Here is a 16,173-nt window from a genome sequence, read left to right on the forward strand (position 1 = left end):
TCAAGGGGAGGCAGGACATGCTGTCGGAAGAGCCTCACGCCCACGTGCCGGACGGCGCTCCGACCGACGCCGTCCCGCCGCCCCGGGTCCTGCCTCAGCGGCAGGTCCTCGCGGACAGCGTGTACGAAGCCATCAAGGCCATGGTGATGGACCATCAGATCAAGCCGGGGGCCCGGGTGGGCATCGAGGCGCTCGCCCGCGCCCTGGAGGTGTCACCCACGCCGGTGCGCGAGGCCCTCGCCCGGCTGGAGGCGGACGGCCTGGTCACCAAGAGGTCTCTGGCCGGATATCGAGCCACCGACCTCCTCACCGTCGAGGGCATCGAGGAGCTCTTCGAGATGCGGCTGCTGCTGGAACCGCACGCCGCGGCGCTGGCGGCCGAGCGGGCCACCGAAGCCCAACTGGACCGGATAGAAGCGCTCATGGAGGAGATGCGGGACGAGCCCGAGGAGGGCGGGAGCTATGCCGTGTACGGCAGGTTCGCCGCCCTCGACCAGCAGTTCCACGACGCGCTCGCCACGGCGACGGGGCGCGGACTGCTCGCGGACGCCGTCGAGCGCCTCCACGCGCATCTCCACATCTTCCGTCTCAGCGCCATCGCGGGTGCGGGCCCGGCGACGGTCGCCGAACACGACAGGATCCTGCGCGCCGTACTGAGACGCAACGCCGACCGGGCCGCACAGTCCATGAGAGAACACCTGCAGAGCAGCCTGGAGCGCCAGTTGATCTGCTTCCGCGAAGGCAGCTGAGCCGGCGCACACCCCGCCGCGAGAGCGGCCCGTGCCCCGGACCGCCGCCTCGCGCCTACGCCCGAGCGCCGCCTCGCGCCTACGCCCGAGCGCCGCCTCGCGCCTACGCCGGAGCAGGCACCACGCGCCTACGCCGGACCGCCACCCCGCGCCGGAGCCGGCGTCGCGCGCAGCCGGAAGCCCACGCCCCACTCCGTGGTGAGCAGGGCCGCGCCGCGCGGGCCGAGCTTGCGGCGGATGCGGTGGATGTGCAGGTCCACGGAACGGCTGCGGCTGCCGGCCCATTCGCCCAGGCCGGCGCGCAGGTCCTCCCGCGAGACGACCCGCCCGTTGCCGCGCAGCAGCGCCGCGAGGAGACGGAATTCCAGAGGAGTCAGGGAGACCGGGGAGCCGTCGACCAGCATCCGCTGGCCACCGGGGTCGAGACTGATCCGGGAGGGGGCGGCGGCGACGTACGAACCGGGCATGGTGGCGCCGGGCACCACCGGAAGGCCCGCGGCGCGCCAGGCCTCGTAGCCGCCGACGATGTCGGTCGCCCGCAGCAGTCCGAGTTCGTGCAGGCCGGAGGCGGCCATGCTGGACATATAGCCCTCGGAGCAGATGACGACGACACGCAGGCCGTGGTCGGTGGCCTCCTCGATGCGCCAGGCGCTGCACGGATCGAGTCGCCACTCCAGCACATTGCGGTCGATGACGAGCGAACCGGGGATCTCGCCCTGCGCCCGCCGCACCAGGTCCGAGCGGACGTCGACCAGCAGCGCACCGTCGGCCAGTTCCCGGGCGGCGTCCTCGGGAGTGAGCCGGTCGAGGCGGGCACGGGCCCGCTCCAGCAGGTCCTGGATCGACGCGTGACCGTGCGGCGGACGGAGCGCCGCGGCAGATACGGGCGACGGGCGAGTGGGATCAGTGGTCGGGGGCCGCGGTGTCGTGAGGTGTGCCGTGGACTGCATCGCGGATCGCTCCTGTGTCGTCGCGCTCGGACGGCCGATGGGCGTCGGAACCGGAGCGGCGACAGCCGGCGGCGAAGAGCGGCGGCATCCAGGAGTCGGTCATACGACGAGTGTACGAGCGGAATTCGACGGGAATGTTTCTCGATTCTGAAACAGGTGCCGCATTGTCCGTCATGGAACGCCGCTGTTATCAATGACCCATGACCGCTGACACGCCGCTGACCCGGAGGATCCACGTGGATCTGCTGCGCGTCGGCACGTGTGCGTGTCCGCGGGTCTGAGACGTCCGACCGGAGCCGTGTACGGCACTGGTCCGAGCCGCCGGTCCACCGCACCGGCCCCCACCACGCGCTGACGTCCGCGCCTCTCGCCATCATGCGCCTCTCGGCGACGGAACCCCGGGTGGCCGACGGGCCCATGAGCGGCCGTGCCACCCACTCCATCTCATCCACGCTCGCGTACAGCGCCCCCAGGTTGTGCCGCGCCGCCGGTCTTCCCTTGGAGAACTCCATGTCTGCACCCGACGTTGACGCCTGGCCGCATCCCCCGCAGTCGCGCCGGCGCTTCCTCGCACTGGCCGGCGGCGGTGCGCTGTCCGCCCTGCTCGCGGCCTGCGCTCCGGGCGCCTCGGGCGCCTCGGACGAGCCCGCGGGAGCGGCGTCCTCCGGTTCCGCCCGGCGCGGCGGCACGCTCCGCGTGGGCACTCCGCCGCCCCCGACCGCCCTCGACCCGGTCACGGCGTACGACGGCAGCGCGATCGCCCTCTACCAACTGGTCGCGGAGTACCTGATCTGGCTGGACAAGGACTTCAAGCTCGTACCGAGCCTCGCCACCAAGTGGACCTCGGACGAGACAGGCAAGAAGTGGACCTTCACCCTGCGCGACGGGGTGACCTTCTCCGACGGTACGAAGCTGGACGCCGCCACCGTGAAGGCGTCCTTCGACCGGCTCCTCGACCCGAAGAGCAAGTCGGCCGCCCTGTCGGCCTTCGACACGGTCCTCAAGGCGGGCGGTGTCGCCACCGACGGCGCCACCAAGGTCGTCTTCACCCTGGAACGGGCGTTCTCCGACTTCCCGTACCTCGTCTCGGCCGGGAACTACAACGCGGTCATCCTCAAGAAGGACTACGACGGAGACTTCGCCAAGAACGGCATCGGAACAGGCCCCTTCACCCTCAAGTCGTACGACGTCTCCACCGGCGCCTCCCTGGTGCGCAACCCGACGTACTGGAACGACCCCAAGCCCTACCTCGACGGCGTCGAGGTCAAGTTCTACGCCGACGACCAGTCCGACCTGGTCGCCCTGCAGGGCGGGGACATCGACGCCCAGTTCCTGAGCAGGCCCGCACTCGTCGAACCGCTCCGCGACGCGGGCGGCGCCATCGCCGTCGACACGGTCAAGAGCACCGGTGTCACCGTCCTCACCCTCCGCGTGGACAAGGCGCCCTTCGACCGCAAGGAGGTGCGGCAGGCCGTCGCCTACGGGCTCGACCGGCCCGCGCTGCGCGAGTCCGCCGGCAGCGGTCTCGGTGACCTCGGCAACGACCATCTGCTGGCGCCGCTGTTCCCGGCCGCGCCCACCGACATCGCACAGCGGGCCCAGGACCAGGCGAAGGTCGCGGAACTGCTCAAAGCGGCCGGCCTGGACAGCCTGAGCTTCACCCTCACCTTCGACCCGCCCAACAAGGACTACGCGGTCACCGTCCAGAGCCAGCTCAAGGAGGTCGGCATCACCGTCGAACTCGACCAGCGGACCTCCAGCGAGTTCTACGGCGGAGACCAGGCCAAGGACACCCCCTGGCTGTTCACCACCGCCAACCTCGTCGGCTGGGCCGGGCGGGCCGTGCCGAGCCAGTTCATCATCCCCATGGTCAAGAGCGACGGCGTGTGGAACGGCTCCAAGTACGCCAACGAGACCCTGGACGCCGCCGCCGACGCCTACGACGCCGCCACCACCGACGCCGAGCGACGCAAGCAGGCGGAGATCATCGCCGACGCCCTCCACGAGGACGTCCCCATCGTCATCGCGTTCTGGAACGGCACGGCGCGCGCCTACAACAGCGGCGCCTTCAAAGGAATCGAGGCCCACCCCAGCAGTTACGTCGATCTCACCTCCGTGTCCAAGGTCTGACCGGGGAGGCAGCCGACGACATGCGAAGGTTCCTGCTGCGACGCCTCGCGGCCATCCCGCTGACCCTGCTCGCCGTCTCACTACTGGTGTTCCTCGCCACCCAGGTGCTCCCCGGTGACGTGGCCCGCACCGTGCTCGGCCGCGAGGCCTCCGACAGCTCGGTCCGGACCCTCAACCACCAACTCGGCCTGGACCGGCCGCTCGCCGTGCAGTACGTGACATGGCTGGGCCACTTCGTCACGGGCGACTGGGGCACCTCGTACACACTTCACGTGCCCGTGCGCGCCCTGCTCCTGGAGCGCCTTGGACACTCGTTGTTCCTCGCGCTGTTCGCGTTCCTGCTGCTGGTGCCGGTCGCCCTCACCCTTGGCGTGCTCGCGGGCCTCTTCCACGACCGCGTCCCGGACCGGCTCATCAGCTCGACGACCCTGGCCCTCGGCGCCACACCCGAGTTCGTCACCGGAGTCGTCCTGCTGGTGGTCTTCGCCGTGGAGTTGCGCTGGTTCCCCGCCTCCGCGCAGACCCAGCCGGGGCATGATGGGCTCGGTGACACGCTCTGGCACCTGATCCTGCCCGCGATCTCACTGGTCCTGGTGTGCACCGGCTACGTCGCACGGCATGTGCGCGCCAGCACCGTCGCCGTGGTGGAGGGCCCCTACGTCCGCGCGGCACGCCTGCGCGGTGTCCCGGCGACCCGGATCGTGCTGCGGCATGTGCTGCGCAACGCCACGGTCCCGGCGACCAGCGCCCTCGGCGTCCAGCTCCAGTATCTGCTCGGCGGCATCGTCGTGGTCGAACTCCTCTTCAACTACCCGGGCGCCGGAGCTCTGTTGCTCCAGGCCGCGCAGAACAAGGACATCCCGACGCTCCAGGCCAGCGCCCTGGTGCTCGGCGTCCTCTACATGCTGGTCGTGCTGCTCGCCGACGTCGTCTACCGGCTGCTGGATCCGCGGATACGGCTCGGAGGTGCGGCATGAGTGCCTCGACGGCGAGTGCATCTGCGAAGAACGCCGTGGCAACGGCATCGCGTCCGCCGGCCCGGCTGTCCGTGGCCGCATTCGTCGGCGCCACTGTCCTCGTGCTGTGGACGACGGTCGCCGTGTTCTGGCCGCACCTCGTGCCGTACGCGCCCGACACCCAGCGCCCCCAGGACCGCTTTCTGTCACCGGGCGGTGAACACCTGCTGGGCACCGACCAGTTCGGCCGTGACGTCCTCTCCCGCACCCTCGCCGGCGCCCGTCCCGTCCTGGAGGTCGCCCCCTTCGCGACAGCCCTCGCCGTACTCACCGGCACCTTCCTGGGTCTGGTCACGGGAGGTGTGGGCGGCCGGCTCGACGAGGTGGTGATGCGGATCGTCGACGCCGTCGTGGTCTTCCCCGCGATCATTGCCGCCGTCCTGTTCATGGCGCTGCTCGGCCGCTCGACGTTCGTCCTGGTCCTCGTCGTCGGCGCGGCCCTCACGCCCCTCGTCGCCCGCAGCGTCCGGGCGGCCACACTCGTCGAACGGGAGAAGCCGTACGCCGAGGCGGCACGGCTGCGCGGCGAACCCCTCTGGTCGCTACTCGTCCGCGAGATCCTCCCCAACGTCCGCCCCACGGTGTACGTCGAGGCCACCTCGCGGCTCGGCGACGCGGTGTTCGCCGCCGCCACCCTCTCCTTCCTGGGCCTCGGTCAGCCCCCGGGCTCACCGGAGTGGGGCGCGGCCGTCGCCGACAACCGGCTGTGGCTGAGCAACGCGCCCTGGACCGTGCTCGCGCCCGCGCTGGCCATCGTCTCGCTAGTGGTGGGAGTCGCGCTGGTCGCGGACAGCTCGCGCCGGACATCCGGGGGTGAGGTATGAGTACGGAGGAACACGGCCTTGTCGTCGAGGGGTTGAGCAGCGCGTACGGCTCCGCGCAGGTGCTGTACGACGTGTCGTTCAGCGTCGCCCCGGGCGAGATCTACGGCCTTGTCGGAGAGTCCGGCTGCGGCAAGTCGACGCTGGCGTACGCGCTGGCCCGCCATTTCGCGCCGGGTGGCAGGGCGCTCGCGGGCAGCGTACGGCTGGACGGCACCGACGTCCTGGGCCTCACCGGGCGGCGGCTGCGGGAGTGGCGGGCGGCCGAACTCGCCTTCGTGCACCAGGACGCGGCGGGCTCGCTCGACCCGACCATGCGCATCGGAAGGCAGCTCGCCGGCGTGCTACGGGTCCACGGCCTGTCCCGGCGTCAGACCACGGAGCGGGTCATCGAACTGCTGCGCACGGTGCGGCTGCCCGACCCCGAGCGGCTGGTACGCCGCTATCCGCACCAGCTGTCCGGCGGCCAGCAGCAACGCGTCGTCATCGCCGCCGCGCTCGCCACCGAGCCCCGGCTGCTGGTCCTCGACGAGCCGACGACGGGCCTCGACGCCTCCGTCGAGCACGAAGTCCTCGGCCTGCTGGCGGAGTTGCGCGGCAGGCTGAACGCCGCCGTCGTCTTCGTCAGTCACGACCTCGGCCTGATCGGCCGGATGTGTGACCGCGTGGGCGTGCTGTACGCGGGACGCCTCGTCGAGACGGGGCCGGTACGGGAGGTGCTGGCGGCGCCCGCCCACCCGTACACCGCGGGCCTTCTCGCAGCCGTCCCCGTCCTCGGCACCACCCGCCACGAGCGGCCGCTGCTGCCCGTGCCGGGCCGCCTGCCGTTGCCCGGCGAGACCATCGCGGGCTGCGCGTTCGCCCCGCGCTGCACCCTGGCCGAGGACGCCTGCCGGGCGGCCGAACCCGTGCTGGACCCGGATGCCGTACCGGGGCGTGCGGTTCGCTGCCTGCATCCGGGGAAGAGCGCGGTGCCCGTCGAGCTGGTGCGGCCGCACGGACGGAGGACCGGAGAGACAGGTGCGGCGCTTGTCGAAGTCCGTGGGCTGGTAAGGGAGTTCGGGCCGACCGTCGCCGTCGACCACGTCGACCTCACCATCCGCGAGGGCGAAGTCCTTGGTCTGGTGGGGGAGTCGGGCAGCGGAAAGACGACTCTGGCCCGGGCGATCGCGGGTCTCGCCCCCGACGGCGTGGGGAGTCTGCGTCTCCGGGGCGAGGAGCTGCCCGCTCGCCTCGCCCGGCGCGAGGCAGGCGTCCGCCGGCGCATCCAGATGGTCTTCCAGAACCCGGACGCCACGCTCAACCCGAGTCACCGGGTGCGGACGGTACTGAACCGAGCGCTTGCCACGCTGGCGGAGCCCACCGAGGCGCCCGCCGCAGTGCTTGCCGAGGAGCCCGCCGCGGCGTCCGCCGCAGTGCTTGCCGAGGAGCCCGCCGCGGCGTCCGCCGCAGTGCCTGCCGAGCGGTCTGTCTCGGCGCTTGCCGAGCCGCCTGCCAAGGACCTCGCCAAGGGGCCCGCCACAGCGCCTGCCAAGGACCTCGCCGAGCAGACCGCCACAGCGCCCGGCAAGGAAGCTGCCACGGCGCCGGCTGAGGCGCCGACCGAGATCCCGGAAACGCAGCCGAGCGCCCTCGGCCACCTCCTCGCACGCACCCGCATCGACGCCGACCTCCTCGACCGCCGTCCCGGGCAGCTGTCCGGAGGGCAGAAGCAGCGGGTCTCGATCGCCCGGAGTTTCGCGGGCCGACCCGACCTGGTGATCTGTGACGAACCGGTCTCCGCGCTCGACGTGAGCGTGCAGGCAGCGGTTCTTGAGCTGCTGGCCGAGCAGCGCGACCGTACGGGCACGTCGTATCTCTTCATCTCGCACGACCTCGCGGTCGTCGGGTACCTCGCCGACCGGATCGCCGTCATGTACCGGGGCGTCATCGTCGAGGAGGGCCCCGCAGCCGACGTACTGAGCGGCCCTTCCCACCCGTACACGGCCCTGCTGGTGGAGGCGGCGGCGCGGCCCGTGACGCCGCACGCGTCCGACGCAGCACCCCTGTCGACCGCCCGGCCGGGCGGCTGCCGCTTCGCCGACCGCTGCGCCCGCCGGATCACCGGACTGTGCGAGGAAGCGCCGCCCCCGGAGCGGGACCTGGGCGCCGGACACATCGTGCGCTGCCATCTCGCCGCCGCGGAGCTGCCTGTCGGTATCCGTCAGGCGGACGACCTCAATGTGACCACACCCGTCGATCTCTAGGAGATGTGATGTCCCTGACCACCACGACCGGTGCCGCCGCCGAGGAGTTCGGCGAGCTGACGGCGCGGGTGCCCGCGGGGCACCCCGCTCCCGTCGTCCAGCGGCGCTGGGTGACCGTCGCGACCGGCGACCACGTGGGCGGTGTCTTCTGGCACACGAAACCCCCCGCCCTCGTTCTGCTCCACGACGCCGGTGCGAGCGCCCGTGCCTGGGACGACGTGCTGCTGGCGCTCGACCGGCCCGCCGTCGCGCTCGACCTGCCCGGGCACGGGCGGTCCAGCCGCCGCAGCCGGGGCGACTACCGCCCGCGCAGGCAGGCAGCCGCCCTGGCGGAGGCGATCCGTTCCTTCGCGCCGGGCCCAGTACCCGTCGTGGGAGTGGGGTTGGGCGCACTGGCAGCGATCGCGCTGACCGCGAGGTTCCCGGAATCCGCCGGACGCCTCGTCCTCGTCGACACGCTGCCCGGAACCGCCTCGCCGGGGCTTCGGCTGTGGCCCTCTCCCAGCCCCGCCTTCGCCGGTCCCGACGAGGCGGCGGCCTATCTCGCCGAGCGCGGCGCGCCGGACGCGGAACGGACGGCGCGGCTGGAGACGGAGCGGGACGCGGACGGCACCTGGACCTGGCGGCACCACCTCGGCGGCCTCCCGGCTGCTGCCCCCACCGGACTCGACGACCCCACGCTCTGGGAACAACTCGCCGCCGCACCGGCCCCGTTGCTCATCCGCACCGAGGACGGTCCGCTCGACGCGTCGTCCCTGGACCGCCTCCGCGCCGAGGTGCCCGACGCCGAGACCGTCACCGTCCGGCCCGGCGTGCAGGCCCTGGCCGACGCACTCCGACCGCTCACCCACTGAACCCTTCCTCGACCCACGGATCCCACGGAACCCTAGGAGTCCCCATGTCGGACGACATTCCCGTCATCGACCTCGCCGCGGCGCTCGCCGACGACGCCCCGGACGAACTGCTGGCCACCGTACGCAGGGCCGCCGAGACCATCGGCATCATCCAGGTCGTCAACCACGGTGTGCCCGCCGAGGTGATCGCCGAGTTCAACGAGGGCTTCGGGCGGGTCCTCGACCTGCCCCGCGAACAGAAGGAACTGCTGGCCAGCCCCACCGGACACCCCTACCGCGGCTGGCGCCAGTGGCCCGACGACTTCGGGCGGCTGGAGCTGGAGCGGTACAACATCGGCCAGTACGACGACGCCATCGCCGCCGAGGCCGCCGGGCTCACACCGGAGCACGCCACGCTCTTCAAGGACGTCAACGTGTGGCCGCCGCAGGAACCGGGCCTGCGCGCCGCGACCCACCGCTACCAGGACGCGTTCGTCGACGTCGCCCGCCGTGTCCTTGGCCTCTACGCGCGTGTGCTCGGCGTTCCGGCGGACACCTTCCCGCTCGGCGACGACTTCTACACGACGACCGTCGTCAACAACTACCCGACGTGGCAGCACAGTTCAGACGCGGAGCAGGCCGAAGCACCGTCGGCCGAGGACAAGCTGCTCCTCCTGGAACACGCCGACGGCTCCGCACTCACCGTGCTCCACCAGCAGGGCGAGTACCCCGGTCTGCATGGCCAGCGCCCCGACGGAAGCTGGATCCCTGTCCCCATCAGGCCGGACGCCCTCCAGGTGTTCACCGGCACCCTTCTGACGAACTGGACGGACGGGCGGCTGCGTCCGGGACGGCACCGTGTGGTGGCCGGCGGCGCGGTGACCCGTCGGTCCTCGGCCGTCTTCGTCCACCCCGGCCTCGACACGGTCGTCGAACCGCTGCCCGCCTTCGCCGACGCCGACGGCTCCGACTTCGAACCGGTCTCGGTGTGGGAGCGGGCGAACGGGAACGTGGAGGAGTACCTGAGGGTGTTCGGCCGCCCCGAGCAGCTCGCCGCCTGGCGCGAGAGCCGGCCGTACGTCGCCGAAGTCACTTCCGCCTGACCGGCCGAGCCGAAGGAGAACCGAACATGACCACTCTTCTCACCGCGGTGGCCATCGAGGCCACCCCGGAAGGTCTCCTGTGGGAGCCCAGCGAACGCTGGGTGCGCGGCCGCAAGGGCGACATCACCATCGTCGACAGCAAGCGCCCCGTCCTCGTGTGGGAGCCCGGACAGGTCGTCCCGCTGTACGCCTTCCCGCGCGAGGACGTCCGTGAGGACCTGCTCCGCCCCGCCAAGAACCCTCCGACGGGCACCCGCACCGGATCGCAGATCTTCTACGACCTGGAAGCCGGCGGCGAGCTGGTGGAGAACGCGGCCTGGACCTTCCCCGCCGAGGACCTGGCCGGCCACATCGCCTTCGACTGGTTCCGGCGCGCCGACAAGGTCCTCGACCACTGGTACGAGGAGGAGGAAGAGATCTTCAAGCACCCCCGGGATCCGCACAAGCGGGTGGACGCCCTGCCGAGCAGTCGGCATGTCCAGGTCGAGATCGACGGCACGGTCGTCGCGGACACCCGCCGGGCGGTACTGCTCTTCGAGACCGGGCTTCCCACGCGGTACTACATCCCGCGGGAGGACATCCGCTTCGATCTCCTGGACCCCAGCGACCACAGCAGTGTCTGCCCTTACAAGGGCACCGCCGAGTACTGGTTGTGGCGCGGTGGGGCCGACCTGCCGCCGAACATCGTCTGGAGCTATCCGGACCCGCTGCCCGCGGTGGCCGCCATCGAGGGACGCGTCGCCTTCTACAACGAGGTGGTCGACATCACTGTGGACGGCGAACGACTGGCCCGCCCCGTGACGCTCTTCAACGAGCAGCTCGCGGCGCGACCGTAAGGAGCAGCTCGTGAAGCCCCCGTCGGCGGGCGGCACCGCGCCGCCGCCCGCCGACGAAGACCGGGCCCGAAGCAGGGTCAGAGCCGGCCGCCACGCTCCAGCGGGATCTTCTCGCCCGCTTCGACGGCGACCGGCAGCCGGTTCTCCGTCGGCGGGAGCGGGCAGGTCGCCAGGTCCGTGTAGGCGCAGGGGAGGTTGCCGGCGCGGTTGAAGTCGACGGTCACCCTGCCCTCGCCGTCCGGGGGAGAGATCTGGAGGGAGCGGTTCGCAGCGTACGTGGTCACGCCGGAGGTCCTGTCCGTGAACAGCACCATCAGGCTGCCCGGGACCCTGCCGTTGAAGGCGGTCAGCCGGTGCGGCGTGCCGTCCAGTTCGAACTCGACCTGGCCTGGGGAGTCGTAGACGTGTTCCAGGCCTTCGACGGCGGCGCCGACGGTCACCGGGCGCGGCTCGGCGTAGGGCAGGAACCGCCCGGTGCGGACCCAGCGGGGGTCGGGCGCGTAGGCCGGGGTCCGGGTGAAGGCGACGCGCAGCGCGCTGTCGGGGTGGCGGGGCCGCACGATGTCGTGGCCCCCGCGCTTGGCGACCTCGATCACCGCGTCACCCCAGCCGGCCTGGACGCTGGCCCGTTCGGCGATGACCCCGAAGTCGTACCGGCCGTGCACCGCCGTGCCGTCGACGGTCAGCTCCTCACCCTCGTCCAGCTCGACCACCACCCCGTCGGCGGTGCTCGACCAGGCTCCCGGGGCGTCCTCGAACCGAGCCGGCTCCGCACTCAGCCAGCGCAGGCTCGTGATCGCGAGAAACCCGTGCGGACCCGCGAGCACCTCTTCCTTCGCGCTGTGCCACTGCTCCCACTCGTGTACGAAGCTGCCCAGGTCGACCTCTTGGACCGTCATGCCCGCTCCCTCGTATGGCGCCGTGGACGGACAGGCGCACCGCCCGTCCGCCGCATTCGTCTGGTCACTGCAACCGCCGCGCCCCGTAGGTCATTCCGCATCGGTACGGCGGCAGTGCCGCTCGCGTTTTCAGGGGTCTGCCGGGCGATTTCCACGGCCCGTGGGCTCATAAGCCGGACTTATGAGTTCATAGATCGAACCCGACTACTGACTTAGGCTTGCCTTAGTTTAGGCTTCCCGGCGAGTACGTCTGTTGTCGCTCGAAGGGAACCTGAACATGCCTCGCCCTCTGCGGGTAGCCATTGTCGGAGCCGGCCCCGCCGGGATCTACGCTGCCGACGCGCTGCTGAAGTCCGCAGTGGCGGCGACCGAGCCCGGTGTCTCCATAGACCTCTTCGAGCGGATGCCGGCCCCCTTCGGACTGATCCGCTACGGCGTCGCCCCCGACCACCCGCGGATCAAGGGCATCGTCAAGGCCCTGAACCAGGTTCTCGACAAGCCCCAGGTCCGCCTCTTCGGCAACGTCGACTACCCGGGCGACATCAACCTCGACGACCTGCGCGCCTTCTACGACGCGGTGATCTTCTCCACCGGCGCGACGTCCGACCGGGCGCTCGCCATACCCGGCATCGACCTCGACGGCTCGTACGGCGCGGCGGACTTCGTCTCCTGGTACGACGGACACCCGGACGTACCGCGGACCTGGCCGCTCGACGCCGAGAAGGTCGCCGTCCTCGGCGTCGGCAATGTCGCCCTCGACGTGGCCCGCATCCTGGCCAAGACGGCGGACGAGCTGCTGCCGACCGAGATCCCGCCGAACGTCCACGACGGCCTCAAGGCCAACAAGGCGCTGGAGGTCCACGTCTTCGGCCGGCGCGGTCCGGCGCAGGCGAAGTTCAGCCCCATGGAGCTGCGGGAGCTGGACCACTCCCCGAACATCGAGGTCATCGTCGACCCCGAGGACATCGACTACGACGAGGGCTCGATCGCGGCCCGGCGCGGTGAGAAGCAGACCGACATGGTCGCCAAGACCCTGGAGAACTGGGCCATCCGCGATGTCGGCGACCGGCAGCACAAGCTCTTCCTGCACTTCTTCGAGTCGCCCACCGAGATCCTCGGCGAGGACGGCAAGGTCGTCGGCCTGCGCACCGAGCGCACCGCGCTGGACGGCACCGGCAACGTCAAGGGCACCGGCGAGTTCAAGGACTGGGACCTCGGCGCCGTCTACCGGGCCGTCGGCTACCTCTCCGACAAGCTGCCCAAGCTGCCCTGGGACGTCGACTCCGGCACGGTTCCGGACCAGGGCGGCCGGGTGATCGGGGAGACCGGCGAGCACCTGCAGTCGACGTACGTCACCGGCTGGATCCGGCGCGGCCCGGTCGGTCTGATCGGCCACACCAAGGGCGACGCCAACGAGACGGTGGCCAGCCTGCTCGACGACCACGGCAACGGCCGTCTGCACACGCCCGCCGCGCCCGCCCCGGAGGCAGTGGACGCGTTCCTGGCCGAGCGGAACGTCCGCTACACCACGTGGGAGGGCTGGTACCGCCTCGACGCCGCGGAGAAGGCGCTCGGCGAACCGCAGGGCCGCGAGCGCGTGAAGATCGTCGAGCGCGAGGAGATGCTGGACGCGAGCGGTGCGTAGCACCTCGGAGCGCGGCGTGTGACCTCCAGGACCTCGGAGCACGGCCGTGATCTCCGGGCCGTATCGTCGACCGGTGTCCGTGGCGGAGTCCCGGACCCCGGCCCGGCCGGGACGAGGACCATGACGTGGAGGTCGATGGTGCGCTATCGCGAACTGGGACACAGTGGACTGTCCGTGTCCGAGATCGGTTACGGGGCGTGGGGGATCGGCGAGTCCGCCGGGTGGGCGCCACCGAGGATGACTCCCTGCGCGCCCTGCACCGTGCCATCGACCTGGGCGTGAACTTCATCGACACCGCTCGCGGCTACGGCGAGAGCGAGCGGATCGTCGGCCGGCTCGTCCGGGAACGAGCCGGCGACGAGGTGCTCGTCGCGACCAAGGTGCCCCGAAGAACCGCGTCTGGCCGGCGCCCGAGGGCAGCGACCCGGCCGAGGCGTTCCCCGGCGAGCACATCCGCGCAAGCCTGGAGACCAGTCTGCGCGCGAGCGGCCTCGACCACTTCGACGTACTGCAGTTCCACGTCTGGAGCGACGACTGGCTGGGCCGCGGCGACTGGCTCGAGACGATCGCCGAGCTGAAGCGGGAGGGGAAAATCCGCCTGTTCGGCGTCTCCGTCAACGACCACCGGCCCGACAGCGCACTCGCGCTGGTCCGCAGCGGCGCCGTGGACAGCGTGCAGGTCATCTACAACATCTTCGACCAGGCGCCCGCCGACACCTTCCTCCCGGCCTGCGCGGAACACGGCGTCGGCGTCATCGTGCGGGTGGCCCTCGACGAGGGGGGTCTCACCGGCCGGATCACCGCCGGATCGACGTTCCCCGAAGGCGACTTCCGCAGGCGCTACTTCCGCGACGATCGCCCGGCGCAGGTCGAACGGCGGGTCGCCGCCCTCACCGCCGACCTCGGCATCGCTCCCGACGAGATCGCCGAGCACGCCCTGCGGTTCGTCCTGAGCTCGCCGGCGGTCTCCACAGTCATCCCCGGCATGCGCACCGTACGCAATGTCGAGCGCAACACGGCCGTGAGCGACGGACGCCCGCTCACCGCAGACCAGCTCGCAGTGCTGGCCGGGCACCGGTGGCAGCGCAACTTCTACTCCTGATCCGCAAGTCGCCGCCGAGGGCTGTCGATCCGGGTGTTTCTTGTTCGACGTAGGAGTGAGAGCGGGAAACGACGAACCCAAGGAGTACGGCCATGCAGAAGCTGCGCGTACACAACATCACGATCTCGCTGGACGGCTTCGCCGCCGGCCACGACCAGCGACTGGAGTATCCGCTCGGCGAGGGCTTCGGGGAGGAGATGCACGCGTGGATGTTCGCCGCACTGCGCGACCGGGCCGAGGGGAGGACGGGGATCGATGTCGGCCACGTCGCCCGCAGTGAGGAGAACATCGGGGCCACGATCATGGGGCGCAACATGTTCGGGCCCCAGCGAGGACCGTGGGCGGACGAGACCTGGCGCGGCTGGTGGGGCGACAACCCGCCCTACCACAACGATGTGTTCGTGCACACGCACCACCTGCGGCCCGCGCTGGTGATGGAGGGCGGGACCACGTTCCACTTCACCGACGAGCCCGTCGAGAAGGTGCTGGAGCGGGCGTTCGAGGCGGCGGCGGGCAAGGACGTGCGGATCGGCGGAGGGGCGGCCACCGTTCAGCAGTATCTGCGGGCCGGTCTGATCGACGAGCTGCACTTCGCCATCTTCCCGAATCTCCTCGGGAGGGGGGAGCGGCTGTTCGACAACCTGGGGGACGGGGTCGACGGCTACCGGGTTGCGGAGCTGGTCAGCTCGGCGGCTGTCACGCACGCCAGGCTGGTCCGTCGCTGACCCCGTCCCCAGGGACGAAGCTCATGCGCCGCCGTATCCGCCCGACTTGTCCTACGGTCGGTCGGTCTCGCTCAGGCTGGGACCGAGCCTGTTCTCGAGCGTGAGGGGAGGAAGTTCCGCACCCCTGACCACCTCTCCCTCGTCGTCCAGCGTCATCGGCTGGTAATGCAACTGCGCGGTCCAGTCGCCGGGGTGGTGGAAGAAGAACTTGATCGAGTCGCCGGGGTATTCGGCCCGCAGCATCAGGATCAGTTCCGCGAAGAAGTCGTCCTGGCCGTATGTGTCGGCCAGCACGATCGTGAGCTGATCCGGCGCGGCCCGCCAGACCCGCAGGCGCACATGGCCGCGCCGGCCGGAGCGGGTGCCCCCGTTCTCGAACAGGGACTGCCAGGGATCCTCATTGCGGATCAGCACAGGCCCGGGTTCAACGCTCATGCCCAAGTCTCCTTACCCGCAGCAGACTTCAGGCCGACAGTTCACCGGAGGCGGGGGCGTCGATCAAGACCCGGGTGCGCCCGCGCGCAAGCCGTCCATGACCAGGTCCAGCAGCCGTCCGGCGCGCGGCTGCCACTCTCCGTGCGGGTCGATCTGCCAGAGTCCCGCGATGGCGAGCATGAAGTCGTCGGGGGTCACTCCCGGGCGGATCGTGCCCGCCTCCTCGTTCGCCTTCAGCAGCAGGATGATGGCCGAGGTCACGGGGCCGTACCCCACCTTGGCCAGGGTGCCGTGCGGTGGGCCGGCGGTCTTGCGCAATGCGTCGGCCAGGCCGGCCTTGGCCATGGCGTACTGCGCGAGGCGGTCCATCCACTCCCGCAGGGCCTGGTCGGGGGCGCGGGTCTCCAGGAGCTGGGCCGCGGCGTCGGCGACCTGCTGCACCTCGTAGCGGTACACCTCGAGGACGAGTGCCTCGCGGTTCGGGAAGTTCCGGTAGAACGTCCCCTGCCCGACGCCCGCCTTCTTCGCGATCACGCTCAGCGGGGCGTCCGCCGAGCACGTCAGCTCTGTCAGCGCCACTGCGAGAATGCGCTCGCGATTGCGTTGGGCGTCGACACGCAGGGGGGTGTCCTTGTCGTCGTCAGGCTGCACTGGTCCTCCTTCCGGCATCGGCTCCGGCTGAC

16 protein-coding genes and 1 pseudogene are annotated in these 16,173 nt (G+C 71.0%); 12 read left to right on the forward strand and 5 right to left on the reverse strand.

Annotated features, from left to right (window positions below; all coding sequences use genetic code 11):
* Positions 1-17: 17 nt before the first annotated feature.
* Entirely contained in the window at positions 18-749 is a 732-nt protein-coding gene (locus ACFVKT_RS07710) for a GntR family transcriptional regulator (protein WP_385728675.1), read from the forward strand.
* Positions 750-877: 128 nt separating this feature from the next.
* Here the strand turns inward: ACFVKT_RS07710 and ACFVKT_RS07715 are convergent, their stop codons facing one another.
* Entirely contained in the window at positions 878-1,699 is an 822-nt protein-coding gene (locus ACFVKT_RS07715) for a winged helix-turn-helix domain-containing protein (protein WP_385728677.1), read from the reverse strand.
* On the reverse strand, positions 1,653-1,802 hold the full coding sequence (locus ACFVKT_RS07720) for a hypothetical protein (protein ID WP_385728678.1): 150 nt from the start codon (positions 1,800-1,802) through the stop codon (positions 1,653-1,655). Before ACFVKT_RS07720 ends, ACFVKT_RS07715 begins: the two co-directional genes overlap by 47 nt.
* A gap of 97 nt (positions 1,803-1,899) precedes the next feature.
* Between ACFVKT_RS07720 and ACFVKT_RS07725 the strand changes: the two genes are divergently transcribed.
* The 8 genes from ACFVKT_RS07725 (at position 1,900) to ACFVKT_RS07760 (ending at position 10,684) form a co-directional block, all read left to right on the forward strand.
* A complete protein-coding gene (locus tag ACFVKT_RS07725) occupies positions 1,900-1,980 on the forward strand; it encodes a putative leader peptide (RefSeq protein ID WP_385729901.1) in 81 nt (26 codons plus the stop codon).
* 229 nt (positions 1,981-2,209) lie between these two features.
* Positions 2,210-3,829, forward strand: a complete 1,620-nt coding sequence (locus ACFVKT_RS07730; protein ID WP_385728680.1) for an ABC transporter substrate-binding protein — start codon at positions 2,210-2,212, stop codon at positions 3,827-3,829.
* A 20-nt stretch (positions 3,830-3,849) separates the two neighbouring features.
* A complete protein-coding gene (locus tag ACFVKT_RS07735; protein WP_385728682.1) occupies positions 3,850-4,806 on the forward strand; it encodes an ABC transporter permease in 957 nt (318 codons plus the stop codon).
* Complete coding sequence (locus ACFVKT_RS07740; protein WP_385728684.1) at positions 4,803-5,669, forward strand: ABC transporter permease; 867 nt, start codon at positions 4,803-4,805, stop codon at positions 5,667-5,669. The genes ACFVKT_RS07735 and ACFVKT_RS07740 overlap by 4 nt, the downstream gene beginning before the upstream one ends.
* Entirely contained in the window at positions 5,666-7,912 is a 2,247-nt protein-coding gene (locus tag ACFVKT_RS07745) for a dipeptide ABC transporter ATP-binding protein (RefSeq protein ID WP_385728686.1), read from the forward strand. The genes ACFVKT_RS07740 and ACFVKT_RS07745 overlap by 4 nt, the downstream gene beginning before the upstream one ends.
* Before the next feature lie 8 nt (positions 7,913-7,920).
* Positions 7,921-8,766: an alpha/beta fold hydrolase gene (locus ACFVKT_RS07750; RefSeq protein WP_385728688.1), complete on the forward strand. Its 846-nt coding sequence runs from the start codon at positions 7,921-7,923 to the stop codon at positions 8,764-8,766.
* Between the two features lie 44 nt (positions 8,767-8,810).
* Complete coding sequence (locus tag ACFVKT_RS07755) at positions 8,811-9,848, forward strand: 2-oxoglutarate and iron-dependent oxygenase domain-containing protein (RefSeq protein ID WP_385728690.1); 1,038 nt, start codon at positions 8,811-8,813, stop codon at positions 9,846-9,848.
* Between the two features lie 26 nt (positions 9,849-9,874).
* Positions 9,875-10,684, forward strand: a complete 810-nt coding sequence (locus ACFVKT_RS07760; RefSeq protein ID WP_385728692.1) for a DUF427 domain-containing protein — start codon at positions 9,875-9,877, stop codon at positions 10,682-10,684.
* A gap of 77 nt (positions 10,685-10,761) precedes the next feature.
* Here ACFVKT_RS07760 and ACFVKT_RS07765 read toward each other — a convergent pair whose 3' ends face one another.
* Positions 10,762-11,583: a DUF1684 domain-containing protein gene (locus ACFVKT_RS07765; protein WP_385728694.1), complete on the reverse strand. Its 822-nt coding sequence runs from the start codon at positions 11,581-11,583 to the stop codon at positions 10,762-10,764.
* Between the two features lie 277 nt (positions 11,584-11,860).
* On the opposite strand from ACFVKT_RS07765, the gene ACFVKT_RS07770 reads away from it, so the two are divergent.
* From ACFVKT_RS07770 to ACFVKT_RS07780, 3 genes and pseudogenes are all read left to right on the forward strand, one after another.
* Positions 11,861-13,228, forward strand: a complete 1,368-nt coding sequence (locus ACFVKT_RS07770) for an FAD-dependent oxidoreductase (protein ID WP_385728696.1) — start codon at positions 11,861-11,863, stop codon at positions 13,226-13,228.
* Between the two features lie 138 nt (positions 13,229-13,366).
* Positions 13,367-14,330, forward strand: a pseudogene (locus tag ACFVKT_RS07775) (aldo/keto reductase).
* Positions 14,331-14,422: 92 nt separating this feature from the next.
* Positions 14,423-15,055 carry a dihydrofolate reductase family protein gene (locus ACFVKT_RS07780; protein WP_385728698.1) on the forward strand — a complete coding sequence of 211 codons (633 nt, stop codon included), beginning with the start codon at positions 14,423-14,425 and terminating at the stop codon, positions 15,053-15,055.
* Positions 15,056-15,106: 51 nt separating this feature from the next.
* Here ACFVKT_RS07780 and ACFVKT_RS07785 read toward each other — a convergent pair whose 3' ends face one another.
* Together ACFVKT_RS07785 and ACFVKT_RS07790 are read right to left on the reverse strand one after the other, a co-directional pair.
* The gene (locus ACFVKT_RS07785) at positions 15,107-15,490 is read right to left on the reverse strand and encodes a hypothetical protein (protein WP_385728701.1); all 384 of its coding nucleotides are present in this window, start codon (positions 15,488-15,490) and stop codon (positions 15,107-15,109) included.
* 63 nt (positions 15,491-15,553) lie between these two features.
* A complete protein-coding gene (locus ACFVKT_RS07790; protein ID WP_385728704.1) occupies positions 15,554-16,159 on the reverse strand; it encodes a TetR/AcrR family transcriptional regulator in 606 nt (201 codons plus the stop codon).
* Positions 16,160-16,173 lie beyond the last annotated feature (14 nt).

Source organism: Streptomyces sp. NPDC127595 (assembly GCF_042671685.1).
In the GTDB taxonomy this organism is placed as follows: domain Bacteria; phylum Actinomycetota; class Actinomycetes; order Streptomycetales; family Streptomycetaceae; genus Streptomyces.

Excerpts from the sequence above, each read along its gene's own strand:
- ACFVKT_RS07725 (WP_385729901.1), top strand. The coding sequence starts at position 1,900 with ATGACCGCTGACACGCCGCTGACCCGGAGGATCCACGTGGATCTGCTG.
- ACFVKT_RS07740 (WP_385728684.1), top strand. The coding sequence starts at position 4,803 with ATGAGTGCCTCGACGGCGAGTGCATCTGCGAAGAACGCCGTGGCAACG.
- ACFVKT_RS07710 (WP_385728675.1), top strand. The coding sequence starts at position 18 with ATGCTGTCGGAAGAGCCTCACGCCCACGTGCCGGACGGCGCTCCGACC.
- ACFVKT_RS07745 (WP_385728686.1), top strand. The coding sequence starts at position 5,666 with ATGAGTACGGAGGAACACGGCCTTGTCGTCGAGGGGTTGAGCAGCGCG.
- ACFVKT_RS07765 (WP_385728694.1), bottom strand. The coding sequence starts at position 11,583 with ATGACGGTCCAAGAGGTCGACCTGGGCAGCTTCGTACACGAGTGGGAG.
- ACFVKT_RS07785 (WP_385728701.1), bottom strand. The coding sequence starts at position 15,490 with ATGAGCGTTGAACCCGGGCCTGTGCTGATCCGCAATGAGGATCCCTGG.
- ACFVKT_RS07755 (WP_385728690.1), top strand. The coding sequence starts at position 8,811 with ATGTCGGACGACATTCCCGTCATCGACCTCGCCGCGGCGCTCGCCGAC.
- ACFVKT_RS07715 (WP_385728677.1), bottom strand. The coding sequence starts at position 1,699 with ATGCAGTCCACGGCACACCTCACGACACCGCGGCCCCCGACCACTGAT.
- ACFVKT_RS07790 (WP_385728704.1), bottom strand. The coding sequence starts at position 16,159 with ATGCCGGAAGGAGGACCAGTGCAGCCTGACGACGACAAGGACACCCCC.
- ACFVKT_RS07735 (WP_385728682.1), top strand. The coding sequence starts at position 3,850 with ATGCGAAGGTTCCTGCTGCGACGCCTCGCGGCCATCCCGCTGACCCTG.
- ACFVKT_RS07770 (WP_385728696.1), top strand. The coding sequence starts at position 11,861 with ATGCCTCGCCCTCTGCGGGTAGCCATTGTCGGAGCCGGCCCCGCCGGG.
- ACFVKT_RS07730 (WP_385728680.1), top strand. The coding sequence starts at position 2,210 with ATGTCTGCACCCGACGTTGACGCCTGGCCGCATCCCCCGCAGTCGCGC.
- ACFVKT_RS07760 (WP_385728692.1), top strand. The coding sequence starts at position 9,875 with ATGACCACTCTTCTCACCGCGGTGGCCATCGAGGCCACCCCGGAAGGT.
- ACFVKT_RS07750 (WP_385728688.1), top strand. The coding sequence starts at position 7,921 with ATGTCCCTGACCACCACGACCGGTGCCGCCGCCGAGGAGTTCGGCGAG.
- ACFVKT_RS07720 (WP_385728678.1), bottom strand. The coding sequence starts at position 1,802 with ATGACCGACTCCTGGATGCCGCCGCTCTTCGCCGCCGGCTGTCGCCGC.
- ACFVKT_RS07780 (WP_385728698.1), top strand. The coding sequence starts at position 14,423 with ATGCAGAAGCTGCGCGTACACAACATCACGATCTCGCTGGACGGCTTC.